Consider the following 24487-nt stretch of genomic DNA (forward strand, 5'->3'; position numbering starts at 1 on the left):
AAAAAAACCCCTTAACGCTATGCATTAAGGGGTTTTTTCCTATTACTTCACGATGTGGATCGGGCTTCCGATTGCCACTTCAGCAGCTTCCATTGTGATTTCTCCCAATGTTGGATGCGCGTGAATTGTCATTGCAATATCTTCAGCAGTCATGCCGGCTTCAATTGCAAGGCTAAGCTCTGAAATCATATCAGAAGCAGCAGCACCAGCAATTTGTGCTCCAATAACAAGACCGTCTTCTTTACGTGTAACAAGCTTCAAGAAACCGTCTGTCTGGTTAAGAGATAGTGCACGTCCATTTGCAGCAAATGGGAATTTAGCAGCAACAACCTCTAATCCTTCTTCTTTAGCTTGAGCTTCTGTGTAGCCTACTGAAGCAAGTTCCGGCTCAGAGAATACAACAGCTGGAATTCCTAAGTAATCAATTTCAGCGTTTTCGCCGGCGATTACCTCAGCAGCAATCTTGCCTTCATAAGAAGCTTTATGTGCAAGCGGTGGACCTTCAACGATATCACCGATTGCAAAGATGTTTGAAACGCTCGTGCGGCACTGCTTATCAATTTTGATGACGCCGCGGTCTGACATTTCAACACCTACTTGCTCAAGGCCAAGCTCGTCTGTATTAGCACGGCGTCCAACTGTTACTAACAAGTAGTCAGCTTCAACTGTCTGCTCTTCGCCTTTAACTTCAAATGTTACTTTTACGCCGTTTTCTGTTTCTTCAACAGATTTAGCTTTTGCTTTTGTATGGATTTCAACGTTTCCTTTTTTCTTTAAGTTGCGTTTAACAAGTGAGCTCATTTGCTTTTCAAAGCCCATTAGAATTTCATCCATTGCTTCGATGAATACAACTTCAGAACCGAAGTTAGCATAAGCTGTTCCAAGCTCAGTTCCGATGTATCCTGCACCGATTACAACGATTTTCTTTGGAATTTCATCTAAGCTGAGTGCGCCAGTTGAATCAAGAACGCGTTTAGAATATTTGAATCCAGGAATTTCGATCGGACGTGAACCAGTAGCAATAATTGCATTTTTGAATTTATAAGTTTGAGATGAATTATCATCCATTACTTTAATAGATTCGCTGTCTACAAAATATGCTTCACCGCGCACGATTTCCACTTTGTTGCCTTTAAGAAGTCCTTCAACTCCGCCGACAAGCTTTTTCACAACGCCAGCTTTGAATTCTTGAACTTTCGTAAAATCAACTGTGACGTTTTCAGCTTTGATTCCCATGTCTTCAGAATGCTTGGCATTCTCAAAACGGTGACCGGCAGCGATTAATGCTTTAGAAGGAATACATCCAACGTTTAAGCAAACGCCGCCAAGGTTTGCCTTTTCTACGATTGTTACTTTCTGTCCTAATTGAGCAGCGCGGATGGCAGCTACATAGCCGCCAGGTCCCGCACCAATGACAAGAGTATCTGTTTCAATAGGGAAATCTCCTACTACCATCGATTACGCCTCCATTAAAATAAGTTGTGGGTCGTTCAATAAACGCTTAATGTGATTTAATGCATTTTGTGCTGTAGCGCCATCGATCATACGGTGATCAAAGCTTAATGATAAAGCAAGCACTGGAGCAGCAACAATTTCACCGTCAACTACGATTGCTTTTTCAGCAATGCGGCCAATTCCAAGAATAGCTACTTCTGGGTGATTGATTACTGGAGTGAACCATTGTCCGCCAGCTGAGCCGATGTTTGTAATTGTACAAGATGCGCCTTTCATTTCCGCAGCAGAAAGTTTACCGTCGCGTGCTTTAGTTGCTAAGCCGTTAATTTCATCAGAAATGTCAAAGATTGATTTGCGTTCTGCATTTTTAACAACTGGAACCATAAGTCCTTTTTCTGTATCAGCCGCAATACCAATGTTGTAGTAATGCTTTTGAACAACTTCTTCTGTTTTGTCATCGATAGAAGTGTTTAGAACCGGATATTTCTTAAGCGCTGATGTAAGAGCTTTCACTACGTACGGTAAATATGTTAACTTAATACCCTGCTCGGCTGCAACACCTTTGAACTGTTTTCTGTGAGAAACTAGTTTCGTCACATCCACTTCATCCATTAATGTTACGTGAGGAGCTGTATGTTTTGAGTTAACCATCGCTTTAGCGATTGCTTTTCTCATCGGGCTCATTTTTTCGCGTGTTTCAGGGAAGTCGCCTTCCGGAACAGCTTGTTTAGCCGGTGCTTTTTGCTCTGCTTTTTCTTCTTTAGCTTCTGCTTTTGGAGCTTCAGCTTGTGTTTCTGCAGGTTTAGAGCCGCCTTCTAAGAATGCATCAATGTCTTCTTTTGCAATGCGTCCGTTTTTGCCTGATCCTGATACTTGGCGGATTTCAACGCCTTTTTCACGCGCATATTTGCGGACAGAAGGCATTGCGATGATGCGTCGGTTTGGATCGATGTCAGCCTGATCCTGTGCACCTGCACCAGTAGCTTCTGCAGTTTCTTGTTCAGGAGCTTCTTCCTTTTTCACATCTTGGCCAGCTTCAGCTGTAGACTGAACTTGAGCTTCTGTTTTCTCTTCCTTCTTTGGCTCTTCTTTAGCCGGCTCATCACCATGGTCATCACCTTTAAATTTAAGGTTTTCGTAACCAGGAGCATCAAATGTGATAAGAGTTTGTCCAACTGTCGCAACAGTTCCTTCTTCAACTTTAAGCTCAATAACTTTTCCTTTTACAGGAGAAGGAATTTCAACGACTGCTTTATCGTTCTGGATTTCAGCCAGTACATCATCTTCGTTTACTTCATCGCCAGGCTTGATAAACCACTTTACAATTTCACCTTCGTGGATACCCTCACCGATATCCGGCATTTTAAATTCGAAAGACACGGTATATTACCTCCTATTTTTCATATGGAAAAGAAACCAGTTTGCAGGTTTCTAAAGAATAAACATTTGATGTCAGTTCAAGTGCTTTCACGCGGCAGTGCCGCGGTGATCAAGGAACATAAACACGCCATTCTTCCGGGACCCTCTGATTTCTTTTCTAAGAATGTATAATTAGAAATTCATTACTTTTTTAGCTGTTTCCATTACATCTTTGAAGTTTGGCAGCCATACACCTTCTGCTTGAGAAAATGCAAATACAGTGTCTGGAGCTGTCACGCGAAGTACAGGAGCTTCTAAGCTTAAGATAGCACGGTCATTGATTTCAGCAACAACGTTAGCTGCAATTCCCGCTTGTTTTTGAGCTTCTTGTACAACAATCGCGCGGCCTGTTTTTTCAACAGATGCAATGATTGTGTCGATATCGATCGGGCTGATTGTGCGAAGGTCGATTACTTCAGCAGAAATTCCGTCTTTTTCAAGCTCTTCTGCAGCTTTCAATGACTCATGCACCATTGCGCCGTAAGTAATAATTGATAGGTCAGAACCTTCTCTTTTCACTTCAGCTTTGCCGATTTCAATTGTGTATTCTTCTTCTGGAACTTCCTGACGGAAAGAACGGTAAAGTTTCATGTGCTCAAGGAAAACGACAGGGTCGTTATCACGGATAGCAGAGATCAAAAGTCCTTTAGCGTCGTAAGGAGTTGAAGGAATAACAACTTTCACACCAGGCTGCTGAGCCATAAGACCTTCTAAGCTGTCGGCATGAAGTTCAGGTGTATGAACGCCTCCGCCGAATGGAGAACGGATTGTAACCGGAGACGACCAGCGTCCGCCAGAACGGTAGCGCATACGGGCCATTTGGCCAGAAATTGAATCCATTACTTCGTAAACGAAACCGAAGAATTGAATTTCAGCAACAGGACGGAATCCTGTTAATCCAAGACCGATCGCAAGACCGCCGATTCCTGATTCAGCTAGAGGTGTATCAAATACACGGTCTTCGCCGAATTCTTTTTGTAATCCTTCAGTAGCACGGAATACGCCGCCGTTTACACCAACGTCTTCTCCGAACAATAAGACGTTAGAATCATTTTTAAGTTCTGTGCGCAGCGCATCAGTGATTGCTTGAATCATCGTCATTTGAGCCATGGCTTACTTCGACTCCTTTGCTTTGTAGATTTCATATTGCTCTTTCAGATTGAATGGCATTTCTTCGTACATGATATCCATTAAGTCTGTAACTTTTTGTTTTGGATATTCATCCGCTTTTTTAATTGCTTCTTTAATATCTTCTTTAGCTTGTTCAATCGCTTTGTTCTCTTCTTCTTCGTTCCAGATTCCTTTGCTTTCCAGGAATTTGCGGAAACGTACCAGAGGATCTTTTTCTTCCCATTCGTTATCAAGCTCTTTAGTACGGTAGCGTGTTGGATCATCGCCTGCCATAGTATGCGGGCCATAACGGTAAGTAAGTGTTTCAATCAATGTAGGGCCTTCGCCGTTAACAGCGCGTTCACGTGCATCACGCACAGCAGCATATACAGCAAGAGCATCCATGCCGTCAACTTGAATTCCTACGATACCTGCAGCAGCAGCTTTTTGAGCGATTGTTTGAGCAGCAGATTGCTTTTCAACAGGTGTAGAGATCGCAAATCTGTTGTTTTGAACAACGAAGATAGCCGGTGCTTTATAAGCGCCTGCAAAGTTGATTCCTTCGTAGAAATCACCTTGAGAAGCTCCGCCGTCACCAGTATAAGTGATTGCAACTGTTTTAAGATCTTTCTTTTTCATTCCAAGAGCTACACCAGCAGTCTGAATGATTTGAGCACCGATGATGATCTGCGGTGAAATCGCATTTACATCCTCAGGGAACTGATTTCCATGGAAATGTCCGCGAGAGAATAAAAAGGCTTGGTATAATGGCAGTCCGTGCCAGATAATTTGAGGAACGTCGCGGTATCCAGGAAGAACGAAATCTTCTTTTTCAAGTGCAAAATGAGAAGCGATCTGAGATGCTTCCTGTCCTGCTGTTGGAGCATAAAATCCTAAACGTCCTTGACGGTTTAGTGAAATTGAACGCTGATCCAAAATACGCGTATAAACCATACGGCGCATTAGTTCTTTTAATTGATCATCTGATAAATCAGGCATTGCAGCTTCGTTTACAACCTCGCCCTGTTCATTCAGAATTTGGAACGTTTCAAACTGCTTTGCAATTCCTTCGAATTGCTTTTTGCTGTCAACTACAGCATTTTTAGTCTTAGCAGCCATCTTTAGTCACCTATCCTTTCTCTAATAAAAAAATAGTTCTAGATAATTACTGACACATACAGCATTAGCCTACCCAAAATGAGTACGCCTGACACATTTTTTTGGCTATCCTCTATATATCTTTATACCACCTGAGAGAATGCCGAAACGTTCTCTATGTATTGGACAGTACAAATATCTGTACTAATTTAAGTGATGAAAGAAATTAATACAATTCGTTTCAACATGTATTAGTGTACACCATGAAAAATAAGTTCGTCAATTGATTTATACCGATATTCCGAAAAGATAGCCTATGTTTTCATTTTACTTTTATTCCCTTTTTATCAATCTGTACTATAACTAATTATTAATCTGTACTATAAAAGACGGTACAGATAATTACAGGCAGCCTCGTTTAAATTTGCTTATGCAGGCTGTTTTCAAACATCTTCTGAATGAAGATTACAAAAAAAACCTGCAGAGAAATCGTCCTCTGCAGGCCATACAGTATTTACTGAGCTGTTTTTCATGATTTTGATGCATTTTCACCCGGCTGCTCTACCTCTATCTCTGCTGCCTTGTAAAAGTCCATTTTTGCCTGATTGTACTGTTCTGTATACTCATTGAATTTTTTATTTTCAGCTAATACTTTTTCATAGGTGCTGTTAATTTCACTGATTTTAGCTTCAAGCTCTTCAAGTTTTAAATCCTTTTTTTGAAACATTTGATACAGCTCTTTATCTAATGCAATAGCTTCTTTATATGAAGCATAAAGGGCATCATAGGATTCGTAGCGATTCTGCATCAGCTCCTGAAGTCGATCCGCCTTCTCTTTCGCTCCGTCTTCTCCCAGTTCCTTTGAAAGTTCTGCAATGTTTTTAAATTCTTCTTTTGAGTCAAGAATGCTTTGCTTTTCATCCTCAACCCGCTTTTCTCTTTCCTCTACTACAGAGGCTGCTTCCTTTGAAAGAGAAACAATTTTATCATACTCTTTCATTCCTAAAGAAATAATTTCTTCATAAAGTTCATTTTCGTCTTTTTCAAGCTCAATTAAAGGTTTCTGCTGCTGCTCAAATGTATCCTCAAGAGAAACAACCTTCTCAAGAGCCGTATACATTTCTTCTTCCGGCGAAGAACCGGAACAGCCGGATAATAATACCGAGCCAATCAAGATTGCCGCCGCCGCGGAAATTGCTTTAGACATTTTTTTCACCGTGGGTCCCCCTTACCATTCAACACTTTAACTATAAGACGTTCTCGGGTTATTTACAATATCTTCTTTTAATAGAAAGAGGAAATGCCCGTTAGTTCTGGCAGACAATTAGGAATTCACCCTAAAAGTCGGAGTTTTCCTTTGAAAAGATGTGAGGATCCGGCTTTTTTCCTGTTCTGGCAAGAAGAATAATGACTCCAAACTAATTCACATACATTTGTCTGCTCAATTTTTTTAATGCATCTGGGCTTTTGTCTATACACTTTTCATGCCGTGACATAGGTTATATTAGACGCTCAGGCTAATGCACAGAAGTTGAGGGTCATACTAAAAGGAGGTTTTTTACATGTACGGATGTTGCCCTGGATATGGTTACGGCTACCCGGCTGCTGGCGGACGCACTTTCGCTTTAATTGTAGTATTGTTTATTCTATTAATTATTGTTGGTGCTGCTTTCGTAGGCAGCTGCTAATGAATGATTGCGGCCGATGATGCCCACATTTTATGTGGGCAAGCCGCATAATTGATGCCGCTTATCCTGATAGGACAAGCAATACTTTTCGTTTTACAGGAATTCCATTATACTTATATAGATAATTCAAGATCAAAAGCACCGGAGCTTCATGCAGAAATATTTTTTCCTACCCGCTGCCTTTTGACTTTTATAATTTCCTGGTAAGACAAGAAATGGAGTGTGAGTCCCCGTGATTACAATGGATGATATTATAAGGGAAGGCCATCCGGCACTTCGCAGTGCGGCACAAGAAGTTGCCATGCCCCCTTCTGATGAAGACAAAAAAACGTTGCAGGAATTACTTGATTATGTTTCTAACAGTCAAAATCCTGAAATGATTGAAAAATACGGCTTAAGACCTGGAATAGGACTTGCTGCACCGCAAATAAACGTTTCAAAACGGATGATTGCCATTCGGCTGACAGATGAAAAAGGAATTTTGCACAGTTATGCACTATTTAATCCAAAAATTATCAGCCATTCTATTGAAAAAAGCTACTTAACAAGCGGTGAAGGCTGCCTGTCTGTTGACCGCCCTGTACCGGGATATGTCCCCCGCTATGCAAGAATCCGCGTGAAAGCTGTATCGCTTGAAGGCGAAGAAATCGATTTAAGACTACGCGGACTGCTGTCTATTGTGTTTCAGCATGAAATTGATCATTTAAATGGCATTATGTTTTATGACCATATGAATGAGAATGATCCTATGCAGGAACCTGAAGGCGCCATTGCCATAGAACGCTGAAAAAACCTGTCTGCATGATAAGCAGACAGGTTTTTAGTTAAAAGATAGGTTTAGTACGGGACAAAGCGAAACAACAGTTTTACAGCAGTCCCACTTTTTTCAAACCATTTAGGATGCCGTCCTGATTTACATCAGTCGTCACTTCATCCGCAAGCTCTTTCAGCTCAGGGACAGCATTTCCCATCGCAACCCCTGTGCCGACATATTTAATCATTTCGAGATCATTCAATCCATCACCGAATGCATATACATCTTTCTTCTCGATATCAAGGCGCTCCATCAGCTTTTTGATGCCTTCAGCCTTTGAGCCTCCGAATGGAAGAATATCAGTGGCAAGCTCGTGCCAGCGGATAATATGAAAATCTTCATATTTTTTATACACTTCTTCTTCGCCTTCTTTACAGAAAAGAAGTGTTTGATAAATTTCGCGATTGCGGTAAAAATCAGCATCCTGCTCCGGATGCATAAACTTCAGACTGCCCATGCTTTCGTGAATATAAGGATGATCTGATTCTGTTGACATCATAGTATCATCACTCATAAAGACCAGCGGATGATTTGAAGTGAGTGCAAATTCATACAGTTCTTCAAGTCTTTCTGTATTAAGCGGATTTTTAAAAATGACTTTTCCTTCAAATACAACAAACTGTCCATTAAAACTGACAAAGGAATCGATTCCAAGCTCTTGCCTGAGATCCTCAAACATGAAAGGAGCCCGCCCTGTTGCGATCGCAACATGGTGACCTGCTTTTTTTAAATCTTCGATAGCTGTCCGTGTCGAATCCGGTATTTCCTTATCATGATTTAATAAAGTGCCGTCAATATCAAAAAATATGACTTTTCCGTTCATATAAAAAACGTCCCCTAACCTGTTTGAATTAATCAACCATAACTAGACTCATAATAAAGGAAAATTTTTTGCTTCTCAAGCAGAAAACGTTTAACCTCTCCACATTTAACCATGTAAACCAATCATTTTCCACAAATATCCATGTTAACTTTCCTTTTTATCACATATACTAAGTCTGGCAGATTCACGAGGGTTCGGCACACATCTGAATTGGACAAGATAAGGAGTGAGACAGAAATGATGAAAAGATTGCGTCGCAGATTAAGATCTCAATGGAATAGTATACTTGGCAGAAAAACAATGGCTTAACAAAACCCCCTTCTATAAATAGAGGGTTTTTTTTCTAATACAAACAGGCCCAGCGCTTATGAGGGTTGGCTTAGGGAAGATTATCGCATATAATAGAACAAGTTAGTCTAACATACGGCAGTTAAGGAGAGATTTGGCAATGCTATATAAAGTTTATTATCAGGAGAAATTAAATCAGGTTCCTGTCCGCGAAAAAACGAATACCCTTTTTATTGAAGCTAAAACAGAGGGTGACGCAAGAAATAAACTAAAAGACCGCTTTTATAATATCGAATTTATTCAATCTGTTGAAGGCGCTTTTCTTGAATACGAAAAACAGAACGAAAACTTTAAAGTATTGGAGATTTGATTTTTATGAAATTTGTTAAAAATGATCAAGTTGCAGTATTTGCACTTGGTGGACTCGGAGAAATCGGAAAGAACACGTACGGTGTCCAGTTCCAGGATGAAATCATTATGATTGATGCCGGCATTAAATTCCCTGAAGAGGAATTGCTTGGAATTGACTATGTCATTCCGGATTACACGTATTTAGTGAAAAATGAAGATAAGATTAAAGGTCTTTTCATTACACATGGCCATGAAGATCATATCGGCGGTATTCCTTATCTTCTAAAGCAAGTAAATGTGCCTATTTACGGGGGCAAGCTTGCACTCGGCTTAATCCGCAACAAGCTAGAAGAACATGGCTTATTGCGTCAGGCAAAATTATATGAAATTAAAGAAGATGACATCATTAAATTCAGAAAAACGTCCGTTACCTTCTTCAGAACTACACACAGCATCCCGGATTCGTACGGCATCGTTGTAAAAACACCGCCTGGAAACATCGTACATACAGGAGATTTTAAATTCGACTTTACACCAGTTGGAGAACCTGCAAACTTAACGAAAATGGCTGAAATCGGCAAAGATGGCGTACTGTGCTTGCTTTCAGACAGCACAAACAGTGAAATTCCTCACTTTACGATGTCAGAGCGCCGTGTAGGGGAAAGCATCCAGGAGATCTTCCGCAAAGTTGACGGCCGCGTGATCTTCGCCACGTTCGCATCAAATATTCACAGACTGCAGCAAGTCGTTGAAGCAGCTGTTCAGCATAACCGCAAAATTGCCGTTTTTGGCCGCAGCATGGAATCCGCGATTGCAATCGGTCAAGATCTAGGATACATTCAATGTCCAAAAGAAACATTTGTTGAACCGCATGAAATTAACCGCCTTCCTGCTAATAAAGTGACTATTTTATGTACAGGAAGCCAGGGTGAGCCTATGGCCGCTCTTTCGAGAATTGCAAATGGCACACACCGCCAGATCCAGATCATTCCTGGAGATACAGTAGTATTTTCATCTTCACCGATCCCTGGAAACACGATCAGTGTAAGCAGAACGATCAACCAGCTTTACCGTGCAGGTGCCGAGGTCATCCACGGTCCTTTAAGTGATGTTCATACATCAGGTCACGGCGGACAGGAAGAGCAAAAGCTGATGCTTCGTTTAATGAAGCCCGAATATTTTATGCCTATTCATGGGGAGTACCGCATGCAGATCATGCATTCAAGACTTGCCAAGGACTGCGGTGTAGCGGAAGAAAACTGCTTTATCATGGATAATGGCGAAGTTCTTGCCCTCAGCGACCGTGAAGTATCGGTTGCCGGAAAAATCCCTTCTGGCTCTGTCTATATTGACGGAAGCGGAATAGGCGATATCGGAAACATCGTATTGCGTGACCGCCGCATCCTTTCAGAAGAGGGACTAGTCATTGTCGTAGTGAGCATTAATATGAAAGAATTTAAAATTTCTGCAGGACCTGACATCATCTCACGCGGCTTCGTTTACATGAGAGAATCAGGAGATCTTATTAATGATGCACAAGTCCTGATTACGAAACATTTAAATAAAGTAATGGAACGCCGCACAAGTCAATGGTCTGAAATTAAAAATGAAATTACAGACACTCTTGCCCCTTTCCTTTACGAAAAAACGAAACGCCGTCCGATGATATTGCCTATCATTATGGAGGTGTAAGCAGACAAGCTGCCGGTATTCCGGCAGCTTTTTTGGATAAAAAGTGCCGCTGTAAAGTGCTTCCTATCATATTGAAGAAACAGAAATTATCCTGTATAATGAACTGTACTGACCGTTCAGTCAAATTTGAAATGATAGAAAGGTAGTGCCTATCAATGAAAAAGCCATCCTCTCTTGAAAAATTCGTACAGCGTCTAAAAGAAAAAGGGGTCAAAGCAGATCTGATCAGTCCCGCCACAAAAAAAGTTGTGACTCTCCTGCAATTAGACGGCAAACAAATAAAACAATATCCACTAGAGCAATAAGCTAAGCTTATTCACATGAAGCTCCTTTTAGATCATACATAAATGCAAAAAACCGGCCTCCCTATGAGACCGGTTTTTCCTATTCAGTACTCTAAATGGGCAAATGCAGTGACATCAAAGATTCCCTGACAAGTTATTTTTAATTCCGGAATAACTGGAAGCCCAAGGAAAGATAACGTTAAAAATGGATTAAAAGTATCAGGCAAACCTGCCTTTTTTAATGCTTCATGTATAGAATGCAGTCCGGACAGCACTTCATCATATGGCTGATCTGACATTAAACCAGAAATGGAAAGCGGAAGCTGCGCGAGAATGTTTCCATCCTGTACAACGGCCAATCCTCCTGCACTAGATTTCAGCACTTGGAGTGCAAGCAGCAAGTCTGCATCATTCGTCCCTGCTGCAATAAGGTTATGAGAATCATGCGCGATCGACGTTGCGATTGCCCCTCTCTTCAGCTGAAACCCTTTTACAATGCCTTTTCCGATTAATCCCGTATTCTTATGGCGTTCAGCCATAATCAGTTTTATATGATCAAGCTCAGCGGAAGGTTGGAAAATACCGCCGCTAACACTTGTTTGTTCGTATATTTTTCTTGTCACAAGCTGATTGGGAATGATTTCAATAATCGGCACCGGCTGATCTTTAGTAAGAGTGAGATCCAGGTCTGACGGCTTTAATTCATTCAGATGAAATGTATTTAATAAGTCAGCAGGTGTTTTTATTGATTGATGCTCATCCTTTTTCGCCTTATCAACATGCGCTGCTAACTTCCCGGCTTTATATACTTGCTCAATCTGAAAATCGTTTAGACTGTTAAGTATCAAAAGATCCGCTTCATAACCAGGCGCCACAGCTCCCTTATCCTCTAGACCGTAGCATTCAGCTGCATTTAATGTAGCCATTTGTATGGCTGCAGCAGGCTCAACGCCATGCTGCACAGCAAGCCTTATATTATGATCGATGCTGCCTTCTGCTGCTAAATCATCCAAATGCTTATCATCCGTGCAAAATAAAAACCGTCTCGAATTGCGAACATTTACAGCTCCAATGACATTAGGCAGATCTTTTGCAACGGAACCCTGTCTGATTAACACATACATACCGCGCTGCACTCTCTCTTTTGCCTCTTCCTCATTTGTCACTTCATGATCTGTCATAATTCCAGCCGCTCGATATACATTAATCATATCTGCAGAAAGCCCTGCCATATGTCCGTCGATCACGCGGGAATGGCGCGATGTCATCTCTAGCTTATTCACCATGCTTTCAGAAGCTGTTTGAACAGCGACATAATCCATGACTTCTGCAAGGCCAATGACACGATCATGCTTAAAAAGCGGCTCCAAATCATCAGCTTCCAATCTGGCCCCTGCATGTTCAAAACTTGTTGCAGGCACACTGGAGGGCAGCATCACAAACACATCAAGCAAAATGCCTTCTGAGCTGTCCAACATGTATTGAATCCCTTTAATCCCTGATACATTCGCAATTTCGTGCGGGTCTGCAATGACCGTTGTTACGCCATGAGGCAAAACGACTTTTGCAAATTCGTGCGGCGGAACCATCGATGATTCAATATGAACATGACCATCAATTAATCCAGGACAGAGATACTTGCCGCTTACATCTATTTCCTCCATTCCGCTATAATCGCCTATGCCAATAATTCTTCCATTTGTGACGGCTACATCACCCTTAACTATGTCAAGATTAAACACATCAACAATCTGAGCATTTTTAAAAACGATATCTGCTTTTTTTCTCTTTGTACTGCCTTCAATTGATTGTCTGATTTCTTCTTTTTTCATAAAAAAACCCCTCGCTATTTGGAGGAGTGAGATAAAAAAGGCAACGGAAAAAGCCTTTTTATTCATTCCTCGTAGTCAAACTTTTTACGGCAGTTCGGTAGAAACTTTTGGACCATATCTCCAATATTATACGAGTGCGTGAAATTAAGTATTTAGTAACATATAGTAAGGGGTAATAAGCCACCAGTCAACGCTTTTCTTTTCCGTTCTAAAACTTTTTATTATATGGTATGATAAACAAAAAGTTGAATAACATAAAAATGACCGCAAGTGCAGCAACACTTACGGTCATGCATACATTCGGTCCCGCGTCCGGGGTCGGCCATTTTAATCAATCAATCAAATAAAACAGACCTCACCCGCAACTGACTAAGCTGGGAGGTCTATTTTTTCTGGTCAAACGACAGAACGGCTATGATAAGCGTTGCAAATGAAATCGCAAAAGATAAGCTTTCATAGACTGTCACCCGGGCATCACCCCCTTTTCCTTGCTTCACAGAGAAAAGAGACAGGGGCTAGCCGACCACCCATATGTTCGCGAATGTATACATCTTCCATTATACCACAATCTGCAAAGAACAAACGTTCCGCTTCTTAACAAAAAAACACCTAAGTGTCTTTTTTCACCTCATCAAGATTCTAAAACCCGTTTTTCGAACCTGTCGATATCTGTGTCTGCACCAATAACAATTAAAATATCATCTTTTTGAATCACTTCATCTGCCTGAGGAGTTACAAATATTTCTTTGCCTCTTTTAATAGCAACGATGTTTATACCGTATTTAGCGCGAATATCAAGGTCTATTAATGTATTTCCAGACAGTCTATTGTTTACAACAATCTCAACAATACTGTGCTCATCGGAAAGTTCAAGGTAATCAAGGACATTATTTGAGATCAGATTATGCGCAATTCTCCGGCCCATGTCTCTCTCTGGATGAACGATCTGATCAGCTCCAATTTTCCGCAAAATCTTCTCATGATAATCGTTTTGCGCTTTTACAGTGATGAATTTCACTCCGAGTTCTTTCAGCATCAGGGTGGTTAAAATACTTGACTGAATATTATCTCCAATCGCGACGATAACGTGATCGAAGTTGCGGATGCCAAGACTTTTTAACACAGCTTCGTCAGTTGAATCGCCGACAACCGCATGGGAAGCAATATTGGCATATTCATTTACTTTATCTTCATCCATGTCGATGGCCATGACTTCCATGCCCTCTTCACTCAGCTCACGGCATATACTGCCGCCAAAACGCCCAAGCCCAATTACTGCAAAATCCTTTTTCATATGTACGTTCCTCCAGCCATCATACTATAAACAATTTTTAACATAACTTTATTCCTAATTAAAATAAATTACAAGCTTTACTTTTTGCCCTTTACATATTCTGCATCAAATAAAAACAGGCGCAAGAGCAAAACAAGCGATGGGATCAAAAGCAGAAGCCCGGCTATAAAAACGACAACAAGTGCAATTCCCATCGTTTCATTCGTATATCCGGAATAAATGGTCACAAACGGATCCAGAATGTACGGCAAATGAGACGCCCCATACCCGAAGAAGGCAAAGAAAAATTGCAGCATCACCATGATAAAGGCCGTACCAAGATTCTTTCTTTTATAGATTAACCAGACCGATGTCATAAAAAACAAGAGAGACAATCCGAACATCCACCATATATCCAGCGCTTGGCTAAAATGACGGGGATTGTGAGCCTTCAAAGAAAGAAAAACAAGAAAGCTTGCAAGGATTGTAGGGGGAGCCCAAAACAGCGCAAACCTTCTAAGCAGCGACAGAGCTTTGCTGTCTGAAGCACGATCTGCATAGTATGTTAAAAAAGAAGCACTGATAAACAACACAGAAACAATGGCAAGAAAGACTACACTCCATGAATAAAAATTTGTAAATAACTCGTTTGCGAGAAAAACCACGGTTCCATTTCGCTCTTCTAAAAATCCCCCTTCTGATATAGAAAGAGCTGTAGACAGGGAAGCGGGAATCAGAAGTCCTGTGGCTCCATATAAAAACGTATAAAAAAGACTGTCTTTAGCTCCGTAGTTTCCAAATGCGTAAAATGAGCCGCGTATTGCAATTAAAACTAGTGCTATGCTTCCCGGAACCAGCAGCGCTGTGCCATAATAATAAGCTGTCTGCGGAAAAAAACCTACGATCCCTACAAAAAAGAAGACGAAAAAGACATTTGTCACTTCCCACACTGGAGATAAATAGCGGCTGATTAAATTATTCACGATATCATCCCGCTTGGTCAGCTGCGCATAAAAAGCGAAGAAACCTGCTCCAAAATCTATAGAAGCAACAATTAAATATCCGTATAGAAAGATCCATAGAACCGTCATGCCAATGATCGGAATATCCATTTAGACTTCTCCCTCCTATTTAAAGCGGTACTCAAGCTCTGCTTCTGCCGGATTTTCTTTAAACATGCGCTTCAGTACGATGATGCACAGTGTTCCAAGCAGAGTGTACAGTCCGAAAAACAATAGAAACATTAATCCTACATGGTCAGATGTCGTCGCCCCTTCAGCTACTTTCATATACCCTCTGAGAATCCATGGCTGCCGGCCTACCTCAGCAAATATCCAGCCCGCCTCGATCGCAATCATGGAGAGCGGTCCAGCTGCTACAATCGGCCATAAAAGCCATGACTGAAAACCGCGAAGCCTCTTTATTTTTCCAAATAGAACATACAGCATGGACAGGCCAAGACCAAACATCCCGATGGTTACCATTACATCAAACATATAGTGTATCCAAAGCGGTGGTCTTAAGTTTTCTTCAATTTCATTTAATCCTGTAACTTCTGCATTAAAATCATTGAACGATAAAAAGCTGAGCATTTTAGGAATTCTGATTTCATTTCTGATTTCTCCGTCTTCATTCAGAGTGCCATATAAAATCAAATCAGCTCCCGCTTCTGTTTCAAAATGCCATTCTCCTGCAGCAAGCTTTTCAGGCTGATGCTCTGCCAAAAATTTTGCCGAAAGATCACCGGCAAGCGCTGTGCCCAGTGAAAAGACGAGTGCCGAGACCATCGTCACCTGCAGCGCTTTTCGGTGATAGTCTGTTCTTCTTCCTTTAAGAATCATAAATGCAGTTATAGCAGCGAGAATAAAGGCTGAAGTCATGTAAGAAGACATCAGTACATGGAAGACTTTTGAAGGCGCCGCAGGATTAAACATGGCAGCTATCGGATCTATTCCGGTAATTGTCCTGCCATTCAGCGTAAAACCCTGAGGAGTATTCATGAACGCATTAACTGTCGTGATAAAGACAGCTGACATCGACGATCCTATAACAATCGGAATGGAAATCAGCCAGTGGTAAATCGGTTTTTTAAACCTGTCCCATGTATAAAGGTAGATCCCGAGAAAGATTGCCTCAAAGAAAAAAGCGAAGGTCTCCATAAAAAGCGGCAAGGCAATGACCTGTCCGGCAATTTCCATGAAACTCGGCCAGAGTAAGGATAACTGCAATCCAATACATGTTCCGGTGACCACCCCAACTGCCACTGTAACAACAAATCCCCTTGTCCAGCGCCTTGCAAGCAGGATATAGTGGGGATCTTTTTTTCTGATTCCTATCCATTCGGCAATCGATATTAAAACAGGCACTCCGACCCCGATCGTTGCAAAAATAATGTGAAAAGCGAGTGTCAATGTCGTAAGCATCCGGCTAAGTATGACGCTATCAAGTTCAGCCAAAGGTCCACATCTCCTTTTAAGTATTCTAATGCTCTTATATCACAGATTCTAAATTCCAAAACATACAAACTTTGTGATGCGATGAACATGTTTAAGAATGATGATAGGCAAAGAAGTTTCCCCTTTGCCTATCACGGTTTATATTCGGGAAGAGCGTTCATATACGCCCGGATTTTTTCGACATACTCATCCCCAAGTCTTCCTTCTGCACCTCTCAGTATTTCTGTTGAGTAATGGCTTGGAGGGCGGAACTCTTCTTTTTTATGAATGACAGTAAAGGTAAGGCACTGCTCATACACCTCTCCGCCGATTTTGACGCGGATAAAAGCAGGTCGGTATGTTTTAGAGTCAACACCTTCACGCATATATAGATAGTCCACTGCTTCCTCAGGTACACGGTATAAAATGCCTTCAGCACATCCGCCGTCTTCAACTAAATCAGCCCGGCCCCCGTCTTCCATCGTAACAGTGAATTTAACAGAGTACTTTTCTGCTTTTCCCCCGCCGATAACATCTGCAAAATGTTGGTCAACAGCAGCTTTCTGAAAACGTTCTGTATCCATGCATGAGCCAAAAGCGAAATAAAACGTTTCAGGCGGAGGATTCAAGATGAATTGATGTTCTTTCCAATCTCCGCTCTTTATTTTCTTCATCCCCTCAGCCTGATCAGACTTAATCACATAACAAAAAGCATCATGCTCCATAGTATCGGTATAGACCCTGACGGGAACAAATTCAAACAGACTGTCATTTGCTTCCGGTCCTAGATAACCTTCTAATTTATGAATCTCAGGAAGAAGATCCTCATCGATTTCATATAGCTCACCGTAGACTGTATCCTGGTCGACAGTCATCGCTGGATAACCATCATTCGAATCAAACAGCGAACCATTTGTCCAGGCCTGTTCGGCAATGCATGTTCCCTGCTTTAAATAATGATGATTTTTCTCCAAATAACGCAGTGTTCCATAAACAAATAAATGACAGTTCATCTTACCAATCTCCTCTTAAACAGGCTCTAATATAGATTTCCGATTTACAGCAGGCAGGATAACTTCAAATGTGGTCCCATTATTTAAGCTGCTGTTTACATTGATATGGCCGTAATGGTCTTTTATGATTCTTAAGCAAACGGTCAGGCCGAGGCCGGTTCCTTTTTCTTTTGTAGAAAAGAAAGGTTCGCCTAGTTTTGATATTTTTTCTTTAGGAATTCCCATCCCGTCATCTTCAATCGAAATGATCACAGCCTCCCCTTTGAGTCTGCAGCTTATGTGGATGTTCCCTCCATTCGGCATAGCTTCAATCGCGTTTTTAATCAGATTGATAAATACCTGCTTAAGTTGATTTTCATCACAATCAACAATAATTTCTTCAGAAGGAAAACTTTTTTTCAGCTGAATATTATGTAATATTGCATTAGATTCAATAAGTACAGACACCTGCTCCAAAATGGAAACCATATTCTTTTCTCTGAAATGAATCGCCTGGGGTTTAGCCAATACAAGCATTTCGCTTAGGACCAGCTCAATTCTCTTTATTTCTCCAAAAATAATATCAAAATAGGAATCTTTGTCAGGAAATTCATTTTTAATTAGCTGCAGAAACCCGCTGATGGATGTTAGCGGATTCCTCACCTCGTGGGCAATTCCTGCAGCAAGCTGTCCGGCAATGGACAGTTTTTGGGATTTCAGAGCAAGATGCTCATTCATCTCTTTCCATTCCCGCTCTTCAAGCTTCCTGTCTGTAATGTCCTGAATTGTCCCGACTGTTCCAATCAAATAACCTTCATTGTCATAGTACATTTTGAAATGAACATATGCAAAAAATTCCCCGCCGCTTTTCTTGCGATAGGATGTTTCGAGTCTTCCCTCTACCCGCTTCGAAGCCGTATAGTCAGCAAGCGTGCTTCTCACTCTCTTTTTTTCCTCAAAAGTGATGTAATGGTAAAAGCTTGAATACAGACTTTCAGAGCGTTCGTAGCCTGTTACATCCGTCCACGCAGGGTTTAAGTAAATAAAGTTTCCTTCACCATCCGTTTGAAACACCACTTCCTGGATGTTCTCAAGGACCATCTTTGTCTCATCAAGCAGGTTTTTATAACGGCGCTGGCTTTCGCTCAGCTGCTGAATCAGGAGCTTGGAATGGTCAATATAAGTTCCCAGTTTCCATACAACAGCCAAGATAATAATGCAGAATAAACTGCTGTACAGGAGCGGAACGGACTGATTCCCAAAGATAAAGTCAAAGATATTCCATAAAATCAGAATACATACAGCTAGTAAAGTTATTATCATTCTGCCCGCATATTTGTTCATCGCAGCACCTTTTCGGGTTCTATTTTTCTCAGTATACCATTTTCTGATTTATCAGCATATTCTGACGCTTGGTTTTATTTCTATTCCTCGTGCAGACTATGTTCAGTAAGTACTGCTTTTTTCAGCATTTGCTGCATGTAACCGATTCCTCCGCAATCCTTTAGCGGATAAATGAATTTTCCTTTAAGGATATTTTCTGCAATCGGCTTGAATTTCTTGCCTCCAAGAATGACAATCTCTTCAAATTGATGAAGGTTCTTCTCATCTGCCTGCATCTGAAGTTTTTCAAGTGTTATTACTTCTTCTGTTTTCATACTGAAAGAGACATTATAATTGCCGGGCACTAAATCCTCAGGGAATAAAAATCCGTGTTTTGCAGAAAGAATAACCCAGTCATCAAAAAACATGTCTGCATACTGGCGGCAAAGCAAATGAAAGGTTCCAGTATAGGCATTTACAGCTTCAACTTGTCCAAGATGGGGTTCCTTATCCCAGATTTTTTTATTACCGCATGGTATTATACATAGCTGCTTCAATTTCGCATCTCCTTTTTTGCCTCATGCTGCTTCCTAATAGCTTTATAGATTTATTGACATAGCAGAAGAAACTGTTTTCGCATAGAAAGTTGTTTTTGATGATAAATGGTGATATTTATTTTCCGCTACAGGCAATTGCTTTCCGCTGCAACCCGCTAAAAATTCTAAACAAGCAATCTAAAAGCAGCAAAGTTTACTAAAAGAACCTGGATAATAAATAACTACACTGCTTTAAGTCATATCTATACGTTCATGAAAGAATTTTTCAAGCGGCATTTTGAAGATCTCATTTCATATCAATCAGCCTGGGGATCAGGGTTTTACCTGCTCCTCCAGGCTTTGCTCAAATCCACTTCTATTCTCCATTACCTTTTACAGCCATGGATAATCTGTTCCGAATGCGGATGCCATTGATTCCGTTTCTTCTTTCCGCTTTTTCCGGATGGCTGCCCGATTGAGTGCTGAGTCATTCAGCCTCTTTTCTGTGTCTGACTCTGGAACAACTTTTGGAACAGGAGTTGGCTTATTGTGCTCATCTACTGCAACCATTGTTAAAAAAGACAGCGCACATACATTTCGATTTCCGTTTAGAAGATCTTCTGCAATGACCTTTACAAAAACCTCCATTGATGTTCTTCCCGTGTATGTTACAAACGCTTCAAGACATACTGAGTTCCCTTCATAAATGGGATGCAGAAAATCAACAGAGTCCGTTGATGCCGTAACAACGTGCGAGCGGGCGTGCCTGATTGCCGAAATGGCTGCTACGTCATCAATATAAGCCATAAGTTTACCGCCGAATAAAGTTCCGTAATTGTTTGTATCAGACGGTAGAACGATACTGGTTTTTACAACGAAAGAATGCCGGCAGAACTTCACTTCCACTATAGATGCACTTCCTTTTTTAAATTCTCTCTTTCTTATTCCCTGATGTTCAAAAAAAATACATCAAAATAAGACTGGCACCCCCATAAATCGACACTGTTTGCAGAATGAATATAAAAGACTCGAAATCTATGAGGATTGGGTGAAAATATATGTTTTCTACTTCTGAAATTGGAATTGACTTAGGTACAGCAAATATTCTTGTGTACAGCAAGGATAAAGGAATCGCGTTAAATGAACCGTCCGTTGTGGCGATTGATACAGTAACAAAAAATGTTTTGGCTGTAGGGACGGAAGCAAAAAGCATGATTGGCAAAACGCCTGGTAAAATTGTTGCGGTCCGCCCGCTTAAAGACGGTGTCATTGCTGATTATGATGTAACAACTGAAATGCTTAAGCAAATTATGAAAAAAGCTTCGAAAAAATTAGGGTTCTCAATCAGAAAACCTACTGTCGTCGTATGTACTCCTTCAGGTGCAACAAGTGTTGAACGCCGTGCCATTCATGATGCAGTAAAAAATTCAGGTGCTAAAATTGTCCATTTAATTGAGGAGCCTGTTGCAGCTGCAATTGGTGCAGATCTCCCTGTTGATGAGCCAATTGCTAATGTTATTGTTGATATCGGCGGCGGAACAACAGAGGTTGCCATCATTTCATTTGGCGGCGTGGTATCTTGCCACTCCATCCGAATCGGCGGAGATCAGCTTGATGAGGATATCATTGGATATGTCCGTAAAAACTATAACCTGTTAATCGGCGAGCGCACGGCTGAGAACATTAAAATGGAAATCGGCTATGCTCTTGTCAAGCATGACGAACTGTTAATGGAAGTCAGAGGGCGTGACCTCGTTACTGGTCTTCCAAAAACAATCACTTTGTCATCAACTGAAATGCAGAATTCAATGAGAGAATCATTGCTTCATATTTTAGAAGCGATCCGTGCTACCCTTGAAGACTGCCCGCCAGAGCTTAGCGGCGATATCGTAGACCGCGGGGTAATTCTCACAGGCGGAGGCGCCTTAATGAAAGGCATGCAGGAATGGCTCAGCGAAGAAATTGTTGTTCCTGTCCATCTTGCACCAAGTCCGCTTGAGTCGGTTGCAATCGGAACCGGAAGATCTCTTCAGGTCATTCACAAGCTGCAAAAAGTATCAAAGTAAGATGAAAAGAGCCGCAATTATATGCGGTTCTTTTTTTTTCACAAAAACTAGAACATACGTTCTAAAATATATTCTACACGTTTCTTCAAAATAAAACAATCAATTGAAAATTATTCTTTTTTTCTCCAGATTTTTGAAACTTTTCTCTTTTCACATGCGTCTTACCTATTGTATGATTCACATAAAATAATCTGCATTTTCACTGGGGGAGAACGAGATAAAACGCTTAATTTTGTTCGTGTCAATTATTTTTGTTGTAAGCGGATGCGGTTTAGTGGAAAAAGAAAGCCTTATTATGACGAAAAATGCGGTGAGTGCAAAAGCTGTATCTTCAAAGACGATGGAAATGAATCGGGAGTTTGCACTGATTGACAGCAGAGATGGCAGTACAGCAGCAACATTCTCAGCAGCTGGCGATATTGAGAAAGAGCAGCATGAAGAAGATATGAAGGCGCTGGTCAGGCAAATGGCTGATAAATATGATCAGCCCATGACTCCTTCAAAAGTCAAAGACGGCAAGCTTTTACCAGGTCAAAGCCGTGTTGTTCTTGATGAAGAAGCTCTATACAACCAATTGCTGAATCTATCTGCATTCAGTCACGAAATCCCGCTACCAATTACCGAAACAGCTCCAAATATTACACAGGAAGCTCTAAATGGCGCTGCACAAACCGTGATCGGAAGCTATAAAACAACGTTTAATCCTTCTGTTGCGGGAAGAAGCACCAACATCGCCCTTTCATCGAATACGATCAATGATATCGTTTTAGGGCCAGGAGACAGATTTTATTTTAATTTGGCTGTCGGGGAGAGAACTCCTGCACGCGGCTATCAAAAAGCGCTTGAGATTGTAAATAAAGAATTTGTCGAAGGAATTGGCGGGGGAATCTGTCAGACATCCAGCACTTTGTACAACGCTGTTGCAAAAGCCGGTCTTGAAATAATCGAACTTCACCACCATTCCAAAGAAGTCGGTTATGTCCCTATTAATCAGGATGCTACGGTTTCTTGGGGCGGCTACGATTTTAAATTCATGAATAATAAAGATTTCCCTGTAATAATAAAAACGATAGTCGATCAAAAAAGCGGCAGTCTTGAAGTTCAAATTTTAGCAGCTTCAAAAAACTAACTAAATAAAAAGAAGGCTGAGTCATCTCAGCCTTCTTTTTATCTTATCAGCTTCCTCTTTTCTTGAAGAAGTCTGCTGTACTCGGCATCGAGAATCGCATAAGAAGGATCTTCTCTGCTTATGACACTGAGTTTGCTTAACACAGCTGTCAGCTGATGATCAATTTTAAGCAGCTCTTTTTCAATATCGGTTTCATTCCATTCCATTCTGCCTCTTGATAAATAGTCATCAAGCTTCATTTCAACTCTTCTTACGATCGCATCTTCAAATACGAGAAGCTTATCACACAATTTGTTCATAAAATACTGATCGTGAGACACAATGATGATGGTCCCCTCAAACTCATCAAGCGTCTCCTCTAGCTGTTCGCGGCTCGGGAGGTCCAGGTGGTTTGTCGGCTCATCAAGGATGAGAACATCGTATTCTTTCAGGATCATCGACACAAGCTTCACCCTTGTGCGTTCGCCGAGGCTGAGTGAACCAATTGCCTGCTTAATCTTATCCTCAGTCAGTCCCATGTTTGCGAAAGTGGTCCGCGCTCTTAAAATCTGTTCCCTATCATGAAGATCCAGAGCTTCAAGAACGGTTGCATCTTCCGTTAAATCATTTACGTCCTGACTTAAATAGGCGATTTTCATCGTTTCGCTTTTCCACAGCTCGCCTCCGCTCACGTCTTCTAAGCCCTGAATCATCCGAATGAGCGTCGATTTGCCGGCTCCATTTTTCCCGATAATCCCCACTCTTTCTCCTTGCTTAATATAAAAATGACTTTCCTTAATCAGGGAAAGCTCCCCAAACGTTTTTTCAAGCCCTTTTGCTTCAAGTACACGCTTGCCTCTTTTTCCGCTTGAATCGAACTGAAACAGAACTTTAGCTTCTTCCTGCGGTTTTTCTTTTTTATTCTTTTCAAGTTCAGCCGTTAATCGCTTCATCTTAGAACGGACCTGAATATCCATTTTTTTCGCTTTTACCCGGTTGTATTCTTTAAATCCCATCTGTTTTCGTTCAGAAGGACTGCCCTGTTTGGTGGATTCCCGGTGGGCTTTTTCTGACCAGTTCTTTAAATTCTCCATTTGACCTTCAATTTTCGCTTTATAGCGCTGCTGCACTTCATACTGATGCTTTTGTTCTTCTGCCAGTCTTTTCTTTTCGTTTCTGTATGCCGTGTAATTCCCTGTGAACTCCTTAATCTTCTTATTTTCCAATTCAAAAATATGCGATACAGTCCTGTCAAGAAAGTAACGGTCATGTGAAATAATCAGCACAGCTCCTGTAAAGGTCCTCAGCTGATCTGCAAGCCATTCTATTCCATGGTAGTCCAGATGATTGGTCGGTTCATCGAGAATCAGCAGATCGGGGGTTGTGGCCCATACATGAGCGAGTGCAAGCTTCAGCTTCTCACCGCCGCTTAAATGATGCAGCCGGTCTTCTTTCCAATTTCGCACTTTTTCAAGCCCTAATTTTTTTGTTGTTTCAAAGATTCTCTCAAAGCTTTGATCTTCTAAGACCCCTTTAAAATCATGGACTGTGTAATCAACTGACTGCAGCAGATATCCAATTTTCAGGTCTTTTTTTCTTGTAATGCTACCTTCATCAGGAAGAAGCTTCCCAAAAATCAGATTGGCAAGCGTCGTCTTGCCTGCCCCGTTGTAGCCGACTAATCCCGCACAATCTTCTTGTTTCAGTTCAAACTGTATGTTTTCAAGAATGACTTGATCTCCATATTGTTTTTTAACATCTTTCACATTAAGGATTGTATTTGCATGCCGCTGTTTTACTAATCTTTCATTTTTAGCCATAAAAAAACCTCCCAAGTTTGCCTAGAGAGGATTTCAACCATATGTAATAAACGGAATACCCGCCAAAAAATGCAGAAAGA

The 24487-nt window shown here is 41.1% G+C and carries 22 protein-coding genes and 1 riboswitch; of the genes, 7 read left to right on the plus strand and 15 right to left on the minus strand.

Going from position 1 to position 24487, the window contains the following annotated elements:
* Window positions 1–42: 42 nt before the first annotated feature.
* The 5 genes from lpdA to ABEQ24_RS14355 all read right to left on the minus strand — a co-directional run bounded on the left by lpdA (window position 43) and on the right by ABEQ24_RS14355 (window position 6289).
* A complete protein-coding gene (lpdA, locus tag ABEQ24_RS14335) occupies window positions 43–1455 on the minus strand; it encodes a dihydrolipoyl dehydrogenase (RefSeq protein ID WP_430007412.1) in 1413 nt (470 codons plus the stop codon).
* Between the two features lie 3 nt (window positions 1456–1458).
* Window positions 1459–2835 (minus strand): dihydrolipoamide acetyltransferase family protein, encoded by a 1377-nt coding sequence (locus ABEQ24_RS14340; RefSeq protein WP_430007413.1) that lies wholly within the window; start codon window positions 2833–2835, stop codon window positions 1459–1461.
* 171 nt (window positions 2836–3006) lie between these two features.
* Window positions 3007–3984 (minus strand): alpha-ketoacid dehydrogenase subunit beta, encoded by a 978-nt coding sequence (locus ABEQ24_RS14345; protein WP_430007414.1) that lies wholly within the window; start codon window positions 3982–3984, stop codon window positions 3007–3009.
* Between the two features lie 3 nt (window positions 3985–3987).
* Complete coding sequence (pdhA, locus tag ABEQ24_RS14350; protein WP_070878991.1) at window positions 3988–5103, minus strand: pyruvate dehydrogenase (acetyl-transferring) E1 component subunit alpha; 1116 nt, start codon at window positions 5101–5103, stop codon at window positions 3988–3990.
* 508 nt (window positions 5104–5611) lie between these two features.
* Window positions 5612–6289 (minus strand): YkyA family protein, encoded by a 678-nt coding sequence (locus tag ABEQ24_RS14355; protein ID WP_430007445.1) that lies wholly within the window; start codon window positions 6287–6289, stop codon window positions 5612–5614.
* Window positions 6290–6644: 355 nt separating this feature from the next.
* Here ABEQ24_RS14355 and ABEQ24_RS14360 point away from each other — a divergent pair, with 355 nt between their 5' ends.
* Window positions 6645–6770 carry a YjcZ family sporulation protein gene (locus ABEQ24_RS14360; RefSeq protein WP_430007415.1) on the plus strand — a complete coding sequence of 42 codons (126 nt, stop codon included), beginning with the start codon at window positions 6645–6647 and terminating at the stop codon, window positions 6768–6770.
* 232 nt (window positions 6771–7002) lie between these two features.
* Window positions 7003–7557: a peptide deformylase gene (def, locus tag ABEQ24_RS14365; protein WP_430007416.1), complete on the plus strand. Its 555-nt coding sequence runs from the start codon at window positions 7003–7005 to the stop codon at window positions 7555–7557.
* A gap of 79 nt (window positions 7558–7636) precedes the next feature.
* Here def and ABEQ24_RS14370 read toward each other — a convergent pair whose 3' ends face one another.
* On the minus strand, window positions 7637–8407 hold the full coding sequence (locus ABEQ24_RS14370) for a Cof-type HAD-IIB family hydrolase (protein WP_430007417.1): 771 nt from the start codon (window positions 8405–8407) through the stop codon (window positions 7637–7639).
* A 448-nt stretch (window positions 8408–8855) separates the two neighbouring features.
* On the opposite strand from ABEQ24_RS14370, the gene ABEQ24_RS14375 reads away from it, so the two are divergent.
* The 3 genes from ABEQ24_RS14375 (at window position 8856) to ABEQ24_RS14385 (ending at window position 11043) form a co-directional block, all read left to right on the plus strand.
* Entirely contained in the window at window positions 8856–9065 is a 210-nt protein-coding gene (locus ABEQ24_RS14375) for a DNA-dependent RNA polymerase subunit epsilon (protein ID WP_430007418.1), read from the plus strand.
* A 5-nt stretch (window positions 9066–9070) separates the two neighbouring features.
* Window positions 9071–10738, plus strand: coding sequence for a ribonuclease J1 (gene rnjA / locus ABEQ24_RS14380; RefSeq protein ID WP_430007419.1), 1668 nt, complete (start codon window positions 9071–9073; stop codon window positions 10736–10738).
* A 155-nt stretch (window positions 10739–10893) separates the two neighbouring features.
* Window positions 10894–11043 carry a hypothetical protein gene (locus ABEQ24_RS14385; protein ID WP_430007420.1) on the plus strand — a complete coding sequence of 50 codons (150 nt, stop codon included), beginning with the start codon at window positions 10894–10896 and terminating at the stop codon, window positions 11041–11043.
* A gap of 83 nt (window positions 11044–11126) precedes the next feature.
* Here the strand turns inward: ABEQ24_RS14385 and ade are convergent, their stop codons facing one another.
* The 8 genes from ade to ABEQ24_RS14425 form a co-directional block, all read right to left on the minus strand.
* Entirely contained in the window at window positions 11127–12854 is a 1728-nt protein-coding gene (ade, locus tag ABEQ24_RS14390; protein ID WP_430007421.1) for an adenine deaminase, read from the minus strand.
* A 52-nt stretch (window positions 12855–12906) separates the two neighbouring features.
* Window positions 12907–13008, minus strand: a riboswitch (purine riboswitch).
* Window positions 13009–13485: 477 nt separating this feature from the next.
* Window positions 13486–14148, minus strand: a complete 663-nt coding sequence (locus ABEQ24_RS14395) for a potassium channel family protein (RefSeq protein WP_430007422.1) — start codon at window positions 14146–14148, stop codon at window positions 13486–13488.
* 77 nt (window positions 14149–14225) lie between these two features.
* The gene (locus ABEQ24_RS14400; RefSeq protein ID WP_430007423.1) at window positions 14226–15239 is read right to left on the minus strand and encodes a cytochrome d ubiquinol oxidase subunit II; all 1014 of its coding nucleotides are present in this window, start codon (window positions 15237–15239) and stop codon (window positions 14226–14228) included.
* A gap of 15 nt (window positions 15240–15254) precedes the next feature.
* Window positions 15255–16583 carry a cytochrome ubiquinol oxidase subunit I gene (locus ABEQ24_RS14405; RefSeq protein WP_430007424.1) on the minus strand — a complete coding sequence of 443 codons (1329 nt, stop codon included), beginning with the start codon at window positions 16581–16583 and terminating at the stop codon, window positions 15255–15257.
* Window positions 16584–16714: 131 nt separating this feature from the next.
* Entirely contained in the window at window positions 16715–17575 is an 861-nt protein-coding gene (locus ABEQ24_RS14410) for a gamma-glutamylcyclotransferase (protein WP_430007425.1), read from the minus strand.
* A 15-nt stretch (window positions 17576–17590) separates the two neighbouring features.
* Entirely contained in the window at window positions 17591–18898 is a 1308-nt protein-coding gene (locus tag ABEQ24_RS14415; RefSeq protein WP_430007426.1) for an ATP-binding protein, read from the minus strand.
* Between the two features lie 80 nt (window positions 18899–18978).
* A complete protein-coding gene (locus ABEQ24_RS14420; RefSeq protein WP_430007427.1) occupies window positions 18979–19434 on the minus strand; it encodes a DUF6884 domain-containing protein in 456 nt (151 codons plus the stop codon).
* Window positions 19435–19806: 372 nt separating this feature from the next.
* The gene (locus tag ABEQ24_RS14425) at window positions 19807–20322 is read right to left on the minus strand and encodes an acyl-CoA thioesterase (RefSeq protein ID WP_430007446.1); all 516 of its coding nucleotides are present in this window, start codon (window positions 20320–20322) and stop codon (window positions 19807–19809) included.
* Between the two features lie 149 nt (window positions 20323–20471).
* Here ABEQ24_RS14425 and mreBH point away from each other — a divergent pair, with 149 nt between their 5' ends.
* On the plus strand, window positions 20472–21479 hold the full coding sequence (gene mreBH / locus ABEQ24_RS14430) for a rod-share determining protein MreBH (RefSeq protein ID WP_252204978.1): 1008 nt from the start codon (window positions 20472–20474) through the stop codon (window positions 21477–21479).
* A 274-nt stretch (window positions 21480–21753) separates the two neighbouring features.
* Window positions 21754–22608 carry a VanW family protein gene (locus tag ABEQ24_RS14435; protein ID WP_430007428.1) on the plus strand — a complete coding sequence of 285 codons (855 nt, stop codon included), beginning with the start codon at window positions 21754–21756 and terminating at the stop codon, window positions 22606–22608.
* Window positions 22609–22646: 38 nt separating this feature from the next.
* Here ABEQ24_RS14435 and abc-f read toward each other — a convergent pair whose 3' ends face one another.
* Entirely contained in the window at window positions 22647–24407 is a 1761-nt protein-coding gene (abc-f, locus tag ABEQ24_RS14440) for a ribosomal protection-like ABC-F family protein (protein WP_430007429.1), read from the minus strand.
* Between the last annotated feature and the right edge of the window lie 80 nt (window positions 24408–24487).

Source organism: Metabacillus idriensis, from assembly GCF_050483325.1.
In the GTDB taxonomy this organism is placed as follows: domain Bacteria; phylum Bacillota; class Bacilli; order Bacillales; family Bacillaceae; genus Bacillus_P; species Bacillus_P idriensis_A.

Bases quoted from the DNA above. Each gene is read 5' to 3' on its own strand.
- pdhA (WP_070878991.1), bottom strand. From the start codon at position 5,103: ATGGCTGCTAAGACTAAAAATGCTGTAGTTGACAGCAAAAAGCAATTC.
- rnjA (WP_430007419.1), top strand. From the start codon at position 9,071: ATGAAATTTGTTAAAAATGATCAAGTTGCAGTATTTGCACTTGGTGGA.
- ABEQ24_RS14360 (WP_430007415.1), top strand. From the start codon at position 6,645: ATGTACGGATGTTGCCCTGGATATGGTTACGGCTACCCGGCTGCTGGC.
- ABEQ24_RS14395 (WP_430007422.1), bottom strand. From the start codon at position 14,148: ATGAAAAAGGATTTTGCAGTAATTGGGCTTGGGCGTTTTGGCGGCAGT.
- ABEQ24_RS14410 (WP_430007425.1), bottom strand. From the start codon at position 17,575: ATGAACTGTCATTTATTTGTTTATGGAACACTGCGTTATTTGGAGAAA.
- abc-f (WP_430007429.1), bottom strand. From the start codon at position 24,407: ATGGCTAAAAATGAAAGATTAGTAAAACAGCGGCATGCAAATACAATC.
- ABEQ24_RS14345 (WP_430007414.1), bottom strand. From the start codon at position 3,984: ATGGCTCAAATGACGATGATTCAAGCAATCACTGATGCGCTGCGCACA.
- lpdA (WP_430007412.1), bottom strand. From the start codon at position 1,455: ATGGTAGTAGGAGATTTCCCTATTGAAACAGATACTCTTGTCATTGGT.
- ABEQ24_RS14375 (WP_430007418.1), top strand. From the start codon at position 8,856: ATGCTATATAAAGTTTATTATCAGGAGAAATTAAATCAGGTTCCTGTC.
- ABEQ24_RS14415 (WP_430007426.1), bottom strand. From the start codon at position 18,898: ATGAACAAATATGCGGGCAGAATGATAATAACTTTACTAGCTGTATGT.
- mreBH (WP_252204978.1), top strand. From the start codon at position 20,472: ATGTTTTCTACTTCTGAAATTGGAATTGACTTAGGTACAGCAAATATT.
- ABEQ24_RS14385 (WP_430007420.1), top strand. From the start codon at position 10,894: ATGAAAAAGCCATCCTCTCTTGAAAAATTCGTACAGCGTCTAAAAGAA.
- ABEQ24_RS14355 (WP_430007445.1), bottom strand. From the start codon at position 6,289: ATGTCTAAAGCAATTTCCGCGGCGGCGGCAATCTTGATTGGCTCGGTA.
- ABEQ24_RS14370 (WP_430007417.1), bottom strand. From the start codon at position 8,407: ATGAACGGAAAAGTCATATTTTTTGATATTGACGGCACTTTATTAAAT.
- ade (WP_430007421.1), bottom strand. From the start codon at position 12,854: ATGAAAAAAGAAGAAATCAGACAATCAATTGAAGGCAGTACAAAGAGA.
- ABEQ24_RS14400 (WP_430007423.1), bottom strand. From the start codon at position 15,239: ATGGATATTCCGATCATTGGCATGACGGTTCTATGGATCTTTCTATAC.